This window comes from Mesorhizobium sp. M1217 (genome assembly GCF_040318275.1).
In the GTDB taxonomy this organism is placed as follows: domain Bacteria; phylum Pseudomonadota; class Alphaproteobacteria; order Rhizobiales; family Rhizobiaceae; genus Mesorhizobium.
Map to the genome: position 1 here is coordinate 187,656 of NZ_JAMYMA010000011.1, position 12,113 is coordinate 199,768.

The 12,113-nt window shown below is 61.6% G+C and carries 13 protein-coding genes; 5 read left to right on the forward strand and 8 right to left on the reverse strand.

The window, feature by feature from the left end:
- Nucleotide 1: 1 nt before the first annotated feature.
- The 6 genes from NKH37_RS20175 to NKH37_RS20200 all read right to left on the reverse strand — a co-directional run bounded on the left by NKH37_RS20175 (nt 2) and on the right by NKH37_RS20200 (nt 6,035).
- Nucleotides 2-583: an invasion associated locus B family protein gene (locus NKH37_RS20175; RefSeq protein WP_353005528.1), complete on the reverse strand. Its 582-nt coding sequence runs from the start codon at nt 581-583 to the stop codon at nt 2-4.
- Nucleotides 584-652: 69 nt separating this feature from the next.
- Nucleotides 653-1,966: a serine hydroxymethyltransferase gene (gene glyA, locus NKH37_RS20180; RefSeq protein WP_353005529.1), complete on the reverse strand. Its 1,314-nt coding sequence runs from the start codon at nt 1,964-1,966 to the stop codon at nt 653-655.
- Between the two features lie 295 nt (nt 1,967-2,261).
- Nucleotides 2,262-3,515: a L,D-transpeptidase family protein gene (locus NKH37_RS20185; protein ID WP_023717271.1), complete on the reverse strand. Its 1,254-nt coding sequence runs from the start codon at nt 3,513-3,515 to the stop codon at nt 2,262-2,264.
- 338 nt (nt 3,516-3,853) lie between these two features.
- Nucleotides 3,854-4,369 carry a transcriptional regulator LdtR gene (gene ldtR, locus NKH37_RS20190; RefSeq protein WP_023674486.1) on the reverse strand — a complete coding sequence of 172 codons (516 nt, stop codon included), beginning with the start codon at nt 4,367-4,369 and terminating at the stop codon, nt 3,854-3,856.
- Between the two features lie 203 nt (nt 4,370-4,572).
- The gene (locus NKH37_RS20195; protein WP_352640059.1) at nt 4,573-4,995 is read right to left on the reverse strand and encodes a DUF6163 family protein; all 423 of its coding nucleotides are present in this window, start codon (nt 4,993-4,995) and stop codon (nt 4,573-4,575) included.
- A complete protein-coding gene (locus tag NKH37_RS20200) occupies nt 4,992-6,035 on the reverse strand; it encodes an enoyl-CoA hydratase/isomerase family protein (protein ID WP_353005530.1) in 1,044 nt (347 codons plus the stop codon). The genes NKH37_RS20195 and NKH37_RS20200 overlap by 4 nt, the downstream gene beginning before the upstream one ends.
- A 196-nt stretch (nt 6,036-6,231) precedes the next feature.
- On the opposite strand from NKH37_RS20200, the gene NKH37_RS20205 reads away from it, so the two are divergent.
- From NKH37_RS20205 to NKH37_RS20215, 3 genes are all read left to right on the forward strand, one after another.
- Nucleotides 6,232-7,053, forward strand: a complete 822-nt coding sequence (locus NKH37_RS20205) for a DUF2066 domain-containing protein (protein ID WP_023717268.1) — start codon at nt 6,232-6,234, stop codon at nt 7,051-7,053.
- 87 nt (nt 7,054-7,140) lie between these two features.
- The gene (gene hemB, locus NKH37_RS20210) at nt 7,141-8,172 is read left to right on the forward strand and encodes a porphobilinogen synthase (protein ID WP_023717267.1); all 1,032 of its coding nucleotides are present in this window, start codon (nt 7,141-7,143) and stop codon (nt 8,170-8,172) included.
- Nucleotides 8,173-8,570: 398 nt separating this feature from the next.
- Nucleotides 8,571-9,218, forward strand: a complete 648-nt coding sequence (locus NKH37_RS20215) for a dihydrofolate reductase family protein (RefSeq protein WP_353005531.1) — start codon at nt 8,571-8,573, stop codon at nt 9,216-9,218.
- A 51-nt stretch (nt 9,219-9,269) separates the two neighbouring features.
- On the opposite strand, the gene ppk2 is transcribed toward NKH37_RS20215, so the two are convergent.
- A complete protein-coding gene (ppk2, locus tag NKH37_RS20220) occupies nt 9,270-10,190 on the reverse strand; it encodes a polyphosphate kinase 2 (RefSeq protein WP_353005532.1) in 921 nt (306 codons plus the stop codon).
- A 280-nt stretch (nt 10,191-10,470) separates the two neighbouring features.
- On the opposite strand from ppk2, the gene NKH37_RS20225 reads away from it, so the two are divergent.
- A complete protein-coding gene (locus tag NKH37_RS20225; protein WP_353005533.1) occupies nt 10,471-11,514 on the forward strand; it encodes an aldo/keto reductase in 1,044 nt (347 codons plus the stop codon).
- 123 nt (nt 11,515-11,637) lie between these two features.
- Entirely contained in the window at nt 11,638-11,796 is a 159-nt protein-coding gene (locus NKH37_RS20230) for a hypothetical protein (RefSeq protein ID WP_292656176.1), read from the forward strand.
- A gap of 52 nt (nt 11,797-11,848) precedes the next feature.
- On the opposite strand, the gene NKH37_RS20235 is transcribed toward NKH37_RS20230, so the two are convergent.
- Nucleotides 11,849-12,106, reverse strand: a complete 258-nt coding sequence (locus NKH37_RS20235; RefSeq protein ID WP_023674477.1) for a DUF982 domain-containing protein — start codon at nt 12,104-12,106, stop codon at nt 11,849-11,851.
- Nucleotides 12,107-12,113: the final 7 nt, after the last annotated feature.

Sequence of the window (12,113 nt, forward strand, 5' to 3'; positions counted from 1 at the left end):
ATCAGGGAGCGACGTCGCCGGTCGGGAAGCCGCAGGACGTGCCGAGATAGCGATAGGCCTTGGTGAAGCCGTCCATCGATATGGTCGCGACCGGCTTGTCGGCGAAGCTGACATCGAGGGCGCTGGTACGGCGCATGGCACGCAGTATGGCGAGCGTTGTCTCGGGCTTGTTGTTCACTATCCACTGGCCGTCGGCGATAAGATGAAAACCAGCCTTGATCTTGTCGTTGACGTCGCGGAACACCGCCGGGATGTTGTCGCCCTTAGGCAAGTCACCGTTTCTCACGGCGATGATGAGGCTCGGATAGCCCTCGGGCGGCAGTACGTCGCCATTCGAGATGGCTAGCGTAAGGGTGCCGTTGGTGCCGTTTGCGTCGAAAAAGACCGTCGAGGCGGCGCAGGTCTTGCGCACATCCTCACCGGTGTTGACCACGTCCACCGTGGTGGACCATCTGCCGAAGGTCTCTGTCTTGGGTGCTGCCGGGGTCAGCTCGATCTGTGCCAAAGCGAGGCCGGACTGGTGCGAGATGGCTAAGGTGAGCAAGGCGCCAACGCTGGCGAAACGGAAAATTCGCATCATCATCAAGCCTCTCCGAGATGCCGCCGTGTCCAGTTGATCGGCGCCGTCACAGTTGGGGAACGACGCCCTGCGTCAACCAAGATACGGATAAAGCGGAAAACGATCCGTCAATACCGCTACCTTGGCCTTCACGGCTGCCTCGACGGCAGCATTGCCCTCGTCGGAATTGGCGACTTTCAGTCCATCCAGCACTTCGGCGATCAGCTTGCCGATCTCACGGAACTCGGCCTGGCCGAAGCCGCGCGTGGTGCCGGCCGGCGTGCCGAGCCGAACGCCCGAGGTCACGAAGGGCTTTTCCGGATCGAAGGGGATGCCGTTCTTGTTGCAGGTGATGTTAGCGCGGCCAAGGGCAGCTTCGGCGCGCTTGCCGGTGGCGTTCTTGGGACGCAGATCGACCAGCATCAGATGGTTGTCGGTACCGCCGGAGACGATGTCGAGACCGGTTTCCTGCAGGCTGGAGGCCAGCGCCTTGGCATTTGCGACGACGCTCTCCGCATATATCTTGAAGCTCGGGTTCAGCGCTTCGCCCAGAGCCACCGCCTTGGCGGCGATGACATGCATCAGCGGTCCGCCCTGCAGGCCGGGGAAGACGGCCGAATTCATCTTCTTGGCAATCTCCTCGTCATTGCAAAGGATCATGCCACCGCGCGGCCCACGCAGCGATTTGTGCGTCGTGGTGGTCACCACATGAGCATGCGGCAGCGGCGAAGGATGCACGCCGCCGGCGACCAGGCCGGCGATGTGGGCCATGTCGACCATCAGATAGGCACCGATCGAATCGGCAATCTCGCGAAAACGCTTCCAGTCCCAGATGCGTGAATAGGCGGTGCCGCCGGCCAGGATCAATTTCGGCTTGGTCTCATGGGCAGTCTTCTCGATCGCATCCATGTCGAGCAGATGATCATCCCTGCGCACGCCATAGGAGACAACCTTGAACCATTTGCCGCTCATATTGACCGGCGAGCCATGCGTCAGGTGCCCGCCGGAATTGAGGTCGAGGCCCATGAAGGTGTCGCCGGGCTGCAGCAGCGCCAGGAACACCGCCTGGTTCATCTGGCTGCCGGAATTCGGCTGGACGTTGGCGAAGTTGCAGCCGAACAGCTTTTTCGCGCGTTCAATGGCCAGTTCCTCGACGACATCGACGAATTGGCAGCCGCCATAGTAGCGCTTGCCCGGATAGCCCTCGGCATATTTGTTGGTCATGATCGACCCTTGCGCCTCAAGCACGGCGCGCGAGACAATGTTTTCCGAGGCAATCAGCTCGATCTCGTGGCGCTGGCGGCCGAGTTCGTTGCGGATGGCGCCGAAAATCTCGGGGTCGGCATCGGCAAGCGTGGTTTCGAAGAAGGATTCGAATTTGTTCGACACTGCCGCTGCTGTTGCCATGGGCTGAAATCCTCAAGGTTCGGGGTCTGTCGCGCCATTAACACAGTTGCTTTCGGCCCGCCACGTTTGCTGCGCGAAATTTGCTGGCCGGATTGCGCCAGCGCCCTGAAAGCACATTATTTCCTCGCCTGCCGGCCGACAGCAGGGCTTCGCGTGATTTCCTGAACAGCGCCGCGTGGTTTGCATATGGTCCGTGGCGAACCGATTTTCGGAATCATGCGCAAAGCTCAGAGCGCGACGGCGACAATAAAAAAGGCCGCCCTTCCGGCGGCCTTTTGCAAATGAACTCAGCTGTTTAGAGCGCGGATGTGATCTGCAGCTCGTTGGCCCCGTCGAGGCCGTAAATGTCGTCGCGGAACTGCACCACGCCCGGCCCTGTCGACCAGGCCGAGATGTAGAGAAAATAGACCGCCACCGGATTGGTGACCTGCACCGGGACGTTCTCGCCACTCTTGATCGCTGCCTCGAAGTGCTGACGGTTCCAACCCGGCGTATCGCGAAGAATCCAGGTGACGAGATCGCGCACATTCTGGACGCGCACGCAGCCCGATGAATCGAAGCGCATCATCTTGCCGAACAGGCTCTGCTGCGGCGTGTCGTGCATGTAGACGCCGTCCGGGCTGGGGAAATTGATCTTGACCGAGGCCATCGCGTTGCCAGCACCCGGATCCTGGCGGAAGCGGTACTTCTCGGCGTCGTCGGTCGACCAGTCGACGGTCAGCGGATCAACCTCGCTGCCATCCGGCGCGAACAGACGGATGTGGCTGTCCTTGAGATAGTTGGGGTCCTTCCGCATCAGCGGAATGATGTCCTTGCGCACGATCGAGACCGGCGCGTTCCAGTAGGGATTGACGATGATCTCGTTGATCTTGGAATTGACGATCGGCGTCTGCCGGTCGATTTTGCCGACGATTGCGGTATGGCGCAGCACGACGCGATCGTTCTCAACGGCTTCGATCTGGGCGCCCGGGATGTCGACCAGCACGTAACGGTTGCCCAGCGTGCCGGCGCGCTCGCGCAGCCGCTGCAGATTGGTCTGCAACTGGCCGAGCCGAATTGGCGCCGAAACATTCATCGCGGCATAAGAATATTGGCCCAGCGTCCCGTCGGCAGGCAGGCCATGGCGCGCCTGGAAGCGCTTGACCGCGGAGTCGACGTAGGAATCGAAGGCTGTCGAAATGCCGGCGCTCTGCGCCAGATCGCCCGCAATCATCAGACGCTTGCGCAGCGGGACCACGTCGGGATCGTCGACGCCGAGCTGCAATTTCTTGGTGTCGGGAACCGGCTCCCAGCCGCCCTGGGCGACAATGTTCTGGTATTGCGCGACCGCCTGCTCGGTAAACGAAACGGTCTGCAGGCTGAAGATCGGCAGCGTCGAGGCCACCTTGCCGCCCTGGCTTGGGCGGGCGTCGAACTGGTCGTCCCAATTGCCGCGGGCCGAGGATTTCAGGATATCTCCGATCACATCCTGCGCACTGGCACGGCCGGCGACCATAGCGGCTGCGAGCGCGGAGGCTCCTGAAAGGAAGAAACGGCGGCTGGTTCTCATGGACGGTCCAGACATTCTTGCTACAATTCAACCTACCGGGCGGTCTCGCCCGCACTCTAGAGTTGGCTTCTTAACAATTAGCCAACCATGGCCCGCATCACTTCGGTGTAAAAACACATGGGAAGTGATTTGAGCACAGGACAAATGCACGGCTTTGGCCCCAGCATCACCCGCATCTTCGGTTCCACTGGAATATGGCGGCAACGTGGCTGTTGCTCGAATTTGGATCGGCCGGCCTGACGAAACGGAAAGACCGGTGCTTTTCGGCACCGGCCTTTGGTCCGCTCCGCGGCAGCGCTCCCGTGGTCCAGCTTCGGATTTTTATGCGGCGGGTGCGACTACATCCGGTAAGCGATGGTATCGTTCCAGAACCGGTCCAGCCGCTGGAGGGCGCGATTCATCTGCTTGAACTCTTCGGTGTTGATGCCGCCGACCTGCTCGATCGAGCCGACATGGCGCTCGTATAGGCCGGCGACGACCTCCGCCACCTCATTGCCCTTCGGCGTCAGCGAAACCCGCACCGAACGGCGGTCGATGCGCGAGCGCTGGTGGTTGATGAAGCCGAGATCGACCAGCTTCTTCAGATTGTAGGAGACATTCGAGCCGAGATAATAGCCGCGCGAGCGCAGCTCGCCGGCCGTCAGCTCCGAATTGCCGATGTTGAACAGGAGCAGCGCCTGGATGGCGTTGATGTCGGAGCGGCCGTTGCGGTCGAATTCGTCCTTGATCACGTCAAGCAGACGGCGGTGCAGCCGCTCGACCAGCTGCAGCGATTCCATGTACAGCGAACGGATCGCCTCGCGGCGGTCATCGGATACGTTGGCGGTCTTCGCCGCCGGACGCGAATTGATCATTGTCTTTGCCTCTCGTTTGTCGCCCGGTGATTTTTTGTTCTTCACCTTGATCGCGACACTATCGAATACTCATAAAATTCGACTTAAACGCCAAGGCTAACAAGAGCTTACCGGTAAGGGGTTTCGAAAGAGGCTTAACGGACGGTCACCCGAGCAAGGATAATTAACCTAAAGATTTAGCCACCGATCCTTGACCGGAATTGCTATCGCCGGGCCTGCCGCTTCTGGATCCAGATCACCACGCGGAATACGATGTAGAGCAGCGCCACCGCAAGGTGCGAGGCGACGATCAGCAGCCGGTGACCGAACAGCTCGGGGAAGCCGGCATACATGACCGTCTCGGTCACCGCGCAGATGAACCAGATCACCGGCCCCCAGGACGCCAGCATCCACAGGCCGGCGGCGGCGAATGGAAAAAACACCGCCAGCACCACCGCCGCCACCTGCCAGTGCACCGGCATCAGGTCGAAGCGCCACAACGGGCCGGGGTAAAAGCCGATCAGCCGGATCCAGTACAAGATGCCGAACAGCAGGCAATAGCCGGCGATGACGCGCTGGAACCAGGCGAAGATGACCTCGACCGTCGAGGGCTGCAGCACCACGCGTCTCGAGGCGACCTCGCTCACAGCTTCAGTTCCTGTTCGCCGAGCGGTGCGAAATAGGCATCGACGTCGACGGCGCTGACCTTATCGATGCCTGCCGGCCGCCATTGCGGCTTCGCGCCCTTGTCGATGATGGCAGCGCGGATGCCTTCATAGAAGTCGTGCCCGGCAAGCATGCGGTTGAGGATACGGAACTCCATTTTCATGCACTCGTCCATCGACAACGTCTGCCCGGCGCTGATCTGGCGCCAGGCGACATGCAGGCTGGTCGGCGACCGGGTGCGGATGGTGGCCAGCGTCTTTGCCGCGAACTCGTCGGCGGTGGCTGCCCGCTCCAGGCTGGCGACGATATCGGCCAGCGACGGCTGCGCGAAATGCCTCGCGATGACTTCCAGCGTCGGCCTGTCGGTCTCGCGTTTGGCCGGGACGAAGCAGCCGCGCAGCACCGATTTCGGGTCGCCGCTTGCCGCCAGCCGGTCGAGAAAGCCAGCTTGATCCTCCGCCTTGATCGTATGCGTGGCCAGGCCCGACCACAAAGCATCGCCATGGCGGATGCGGTTGCCGGTCAGGGCAAGATACATGCCGAAGCTGCCGCCGAGATCCGGCAACAGATGGCTGGCGCCGACATCCGGGAAAAAGCCAATGCCGACCTCGGGCATGGCGAACTGGGCGTTCTCGGTCAGCACCCGCTGCGAGCCATGGAAGGAGATGCCGACGCCGCCGCCCATGACGATGCCGTCGATCAGCGCGACATAGGGTTTTTTGAAACGGGCGATACGGGCGTTCAGCCGGTATTCGTCGGCGAAGAAATCGACCGGAGGCTTTCCTGCCCGGCCGGCCTCATAGATATGAAGGATGTCGCCGCCTGCCGAAAACGCCCTGCCCTCGGCCTTGACGACAACGACGTCAACGCCGTCGTCACGCTCCCAGCTGCGCAGCGCCTTGTCCAGCGCTTTGACCATGCGGTGGGTCACGGCATTGAGCGCCTGCGGCCGCGTCAGCGTGACGACGCCGGCCCTGCCCAATCTTTCGAAGCGAATCTCGTCGCCTCCGCCAAAATCCATCGCCAGAGAATCCCTCCCCGCGCCCGCCGGGAGTGAAGTGCTAAAGCGTGGCGCATGGCCGCGTCAATGGCGGGCACGCCAGCGCAGCCTCTGGCCCGGACCGGAAGCCGGTGCTAACAATCGACGGCTAGAGGCAGTAATGACGAAAAAGTCATGGCAGGCGCGTTGCAACGCGGCACCGACGGGGACGTCGTCTATGATTCGATTTTCGCGCCTTGCACTGGTGGCAATCGGGTTAGTCTGCACCTGCCTGGCTGGCCATCCAGCCTTGGCGACAAGCCTCGCCGAACTCTACCAGTCGCAAACCATCGTCAATGGCCAGGGAGAAGAACATCGTCAGGCCGGCTTCAAGGTCTGCCTCGACAAAGTGCTGGTGCGGGTATCCGGCGACCAGCGCCTGCCGGCGAAACCTCAGATGACAGCACTGCGCGACAAGGCCGGCAGCTTCGTCAGCAGCTTCCGCTATCGCGATCGCATGGAAGGTATCCCCAACCATGATGATCAAGGCACGTACGACCGGCCGCACGATCTCACTTGCCAGTACACGCCGCCGGTGATCGATAAAGTGCTTGCTGAGCTCGGCAGCAAGCCGTGGCTCGGCGAGCGGCCGATCATCTCGGTACTGCTGGCTGTGCAAGATGCACGCCAGCATTTTGTCTTGGCGAGCGACGGAGACGAAAGCCCCTATATGGCAGAGTCCTTTCAATCGGCAGCCGGACCGTTGGCGATGAAGATCGTCATTCCAAGCAAGGCCGCTCTCGTAAAAGCCGGGGCGATTTTCGAACAGGTGCGTGCGCTCTCACCCGAATTGCTGGCGAGAACTGTCGGCAACCAAGAGCTCTTGGCCGGCAGCCTGGTCTGGAGCGACAAGGAGTTGGGCTGGATCGCCGATTGGCGGCTTGCCATGGCCGGCAAGACCTACAAGTGGCAAGTGCGCGGCGTCAACTTCGACGAGGCATTCCGCGTCGCCATGCGGGGTGCTGCGCAGATCCTGTCAGGCAATGGCCAACCAGAATAGCGCCCGACAGGACCGCTGGCGCAATCGTGTCGCATTGGTCAGCAGCGGAGGCTCGTGGTAAAAGTCGCCCGATCCGGAGTTTTGGCGATGAACAAATTCACCCCTGCAAAGCCTGCCGGCGCGCGCAGCGTCGACGAGATCACCGGCAGCCGGCGGCTGCGGCGCATGCGCAAGGCCGATTGGTCGCGCCGCCTTGTCCAGGAGAACCGGCTCTCGGTCGACGATCTGATCTGGCCGATCTTTGTCGTCGACGGCAGACAAGTGCGCGAACCGATCGCCGCCATGCCCGGCGTCTTCCGCCTGTCGCTCGACCTCGCCGTCAAGGAGGCTGAGCGCGCGGCTAAGCTTGGCATTCCGGCGATCGCCACTTTCCCCAATGTCGAGCTCGGCCTGCGCGATCAGACCGGTTCGCACATCCTCGATCCGGAAAACATCATCAACCGCGCCACCCGCGCCATCAAGCGCGCGGTGCCGGAGATCGGCATCATCACCGACGCGGCGCTGGACCCGTTCACCTCGCATGGCCATGACGGCATCTTGCGCGACGGCATTATCGTCAATGATGAAACGGTGGAGCAGGTGACGGCAGCAGCCGTCATCCAGGCGGCGGCAGGGGCCGACATCATCGCCCCCTCGGACATGATGGACGGCCGGATCGGTGCCATCCGCGATGCGCTGGACGCCAATGGGTTTCAGGATGTAGCGATCATGTCCTATGCGACCAAGTTCGCATCCGCCTTTTACGGCCCCTACCGCGAGGCGGTCGGCACCGCCGGCCTGCTCAAGGGCGACAAGAAGACCTATTACATCGATCACGCCAATTCCGACGAAGCGGTGCGCGAGGCCGAGCAGGATCTCGCCGAGGGCGCCGACATGCTGATGGTCAAGCCCGGCCTGCCCTATCTCGACATCATCCGCCGGCTGAAGGACGAGTTGCAGATGCCGACCTTCGCCTATCAAGTGTCGGGCGAATATTCGATGATCAAGGCCGCCGCCGCCAATGGCTGGATCGACGGGGAAAAGGCGATGCTTGAATCGCTTCTCGCCTTCAAGCGCGCCGGCTGCGACGGCATCCTGACCTATTTCGCGCCGGAAGTGGCTGAGATGCTGAAGGGGTGATGCGCCTCCGTAGCGCCCACATCGAGTAACGTTCCTTCGTCCAAAGCGCGACATGGCCACCGCAGGGCAATCGCTTCAGGTTTGCGCTGCCCCTCATTGCCCTGCCGGGCATTTCTCCTCGTATAGTGACGGGGAGAAAGACGCGTTCGCAAAAGATTTCGCCAATCTCCAGCGTTGCAAAAACATCGCCGAGGTTGCGGCCAGCCCCTTCGCCCCGTCACTATACGGGGAGAAGGTGCCGGCAGGCGGATGAGGGACGGCGCCAACATTGAGATTGGTCATTCCAACATGATTTGGAAGCGATTGCCCCGGCGATTCAAAAAACCGCTTGCAAATGCAATCAGTTAAGCTACCCGATAACTGCTTGCATCTCACAATTGGTTATCAAGGAGGCTCTCATGTCCAAACTTCGCGTCAGCGCTTTCACCTTGTCGATCGACGGCTTCGGCGCCGGTCCCGACCAAGACCTGAAGAACCCGCTCGGTGTCGGCGGGGAAGCCCTGCACGAATGGATGTTCGGCACCCGCACCTTCCGCAAGATGGTCCTCGGCAAGGATGGCGGGACCACGGACACTGACGAGGCGTTCGCGGCGCGCAGCTTCGAGAATGTCGGTGCATGGATCCTCGGCCGCAACATGTTCGGGCCGATCCGCGGCGAATGGCCTGACGAGAGCTGGAAAGGCTGGTGGGGAGACAATCCGCCATACCACGTGCCGGTCTTCGTGCTGACGCACCATCCGCGGGATCCCATTGTCATGGAGGGCGGCACGACCTTCTATTTCGTGACCGACGGTATCCACTCAGCGCTGGAGAGGGTGAAAGCAGTGGCTGACGGCAAGGATGTACGGCTGGGCGGTGGCGTTTCTACGATCCGGCAGTATCTCAAGGAAAAGCTCGTCGACGAAATGCATCTCGCGATCTCACCTGTCCTGCTCGGCTCAGGCGAGAGCCTTTTTGCCGGCATCGACATGCCCAAGCTCGGCTACCGCTGCAGCGAGCAGGTCGCGACGCCGAAGGCCACGCATGTCATCATCGAGCGCGCCTAGCTTGTTGCAGGGCGCTGCCCACGGAGGCAGCGCCCCTCCTCGCTGCTTTAGTCAGTATTTCTCCGGCACATACAGTTCGCGCGGCAGCACCTGACGTTCGTATTCGGGATTGAAGACGCGCTCCGGTAGTGTGATCTCCTCGTGCGGCACCTCCTCATAGGGCATTTGCTTGAGGAGATGGTCGATGCAATTCAGCCGCGCCCGCTTCTTGTCGTTGCCCTCGACGATGAACCAGGGAGCTTCCGGGATGTTGGTGCGGGCAAAGGTTTCTTCCTTGGCCTTGGTGTACTGTTCCCAGCGCACGCGCGACTGGAGGTCCATCGGCGACAGTTTCCATTGCTTCATCGGGTCATGGATGCGCGTCAAAAAGCGCATCTGCTGCTCCTCATCGGTGATCGAAAACCAGTATTTGACAAGCGTAATGCCTGAGCGGACGAGCATGCGTTCGAAATCCGGCACGTCGCGAAAGAACTCCTCGACCTGATCCGGCTGGGCAAAGCCCATCACCCGCTCGACGCCGGAGCGGTTGTACCAGGAGCGGTCGAACAGCACGATCTCACCGCCGGCCGGCAGATGCGGAACGTAGCGCTGGAAATACCATTGCGACTTCTCGCGCTCGGTCGGCGCCGGTAGTGCTACGACGCGGCAGATGCGCGGATTGAGCCGCTGGGTGATGCGCTTTATGACGCCACCCTTGCCCGCCGAGTCGCGGCCCTCGAATACCACGACGAGCTTCTTCTTGTGATAGGCGACCCAGGACTGCAGCTTGATCAATTCGGATTGCAGCGTGATCAGATCGCGAAAATATTGCAGGCGGTCGATCGATGGCGGATGCGCATTCTTATAGATCTTGGCGATCTCCATCGACAGCGCCGGCTCAGAGATTTCCAGCTCATAATCTTCGTCGAGCGTGTCGGCGAGTTCCGCTTCCAGCCAGTCCCTGGCCGGGGAATTCTGTTTTATCTCGGTCATTTGCGCTGCTCCGCTTACAGGCCGTGTCGGCCGCTGTCAGGCGCTCTGCCGCCCGGCCCGGCGGCCGGAAATCGAAGCGCTGAACCGATGTTAGTATAGGCCGGCAATGACGGTTTTATTGCAGCCGCTGTTGCGCTGGCTGCGCGTCCAATCCGTAAGATGTGATCGATGTTGCCCTGCAACACGGGCGACAAGCGGAACGAATTATCCTACAAATGCCCGGTTCATTCAGGGCTGTCGTTTGAAACGCCCTTTCCCGATAAAATCATGAGGATACGACATGGAATACCGCACTCTCGGCCGTTCCGGGCTGAAGGTTTCGACGCTGACCATGGGCACCATGACGTTCGGCGGCGGCGGCGCGTTTTCGGCGGTCGGCAAGACCGACCTCGACGAGGCGCGCCGGATGATCGACCTTTGCATCGATGCCGGCATCAACGTCATCGACACCGCCAACGTTTATTCGAACGGGGTGTCGGAGGAGATCATCGGCGAGGCGCTCGGCGGCAAGCGCAAGGGCGACGTGCTGATCGCCTCCAAGGCGCGCATGCGGATCGGCAAAGGCCCCAATGATGAAGGCCTGTCGCGCTATCATCTGATCCGCGAATGCGAGAGGAGCCTGAAGCGCCTCAGGACCGATGTCATCGACATCTATTTCCTGCACGAGTGGGATGGCCTGACACCGCTCGAGGAAACCATCGCCGCGCTCGACACGCTGATCGCGCAGGGCAAGGTCCGCTATGTCGGCTGTTCCAATTATTCCGGCTGGCAGGTGATGAAGGGGCTCGGTATCAGTGACCGTCATCACCAGCCGCGCTTCGTCACCCAGCAGATCCACTACACGCTGGAAGCCCGCGAGGCCGAGTATGAATTGTTGCCGATCTCGGTCGACCAGGGGCTCGGCGTGCTGGTCTGGAGCCCGCTCGCCGGCGGATTGCTGTCCGGCAAATATCACCGTGACCAGCCGACCGCCCGCCAGCTCAGCGGCTGGTCGGAACCGCCGATCCGCGACGAGGACCGGCTGTGGCGGATCGTCGACGTGCTGATCGATATCGGCAAGAACCACGGCGTGTCGGCAGCGCAGGTGGCGCTTGCCTGGTTGCTTGGCCGGCCCGCCGTCAGTTCGCTGGTGATCGGCGGACGAACCGAAGCGCATTTCAAGGACAATATCGCTGCTGCAAGCCTGGTGCTCGGCGATGAGGAGCGCACACGCCTCGACGTGGTCAGCAGGCCGCCCGTGCTCTATCCCTACTGGCACCAGCAATTCACGGCAAAGGACCGGTTCGGGCCCGCCGATCTCGTCCTCGACCGGGACGGCGCCTGAAAAAACGCCCTGAAGCGGGGCTCCCCGGACTGCGACGAGATATGGAGCCGATCGTGCCTTGCGGTGTTGTGTTTGTGGCCCAATGCTCCTAGGCAAAGGCCAAGCACAATGAAAGGAAACGATATGGCACGAGCACCGAACTACGGTCAGGAACGCAAGGAACGCGACCGGCAGAAGGCTGCCAAGAAGGCGGAAAAGCAGGCTGCCAAGGTCGCGGCCAAGGAGCGCTCGAAGCCCGAGGGCGAAAGCGAGTCCCAAACCAACACCGAAACGGCCGAGTGATGATATCAGGCCTGTCAGGCGGCCCGGGTCTCGATCAAGTCCCCGCTATGCCTCAGGCCGGCGCCTTGTCGCTGACGAAGACGTTCACTTCGCGGGCGGCGGCAATGAAGGCCCGTCTTGCGTTCATGGCCGGCTTGTCGCCGGCCAGCGCATCATGACAGGCTTGCAGCGCTTCGCGGTGCTTGGGGCTGCGCTTGCCGGGCCAATTGTTGAGGAGGTAGTCGGAAGCCTCGCGGGCCGTACGCAAGAGCTGATTGCTTCCCGCCGCGCCCTTGACGGTCACGGGTGTGTCAAATCGGTTGTTTTCCATCGCCGCT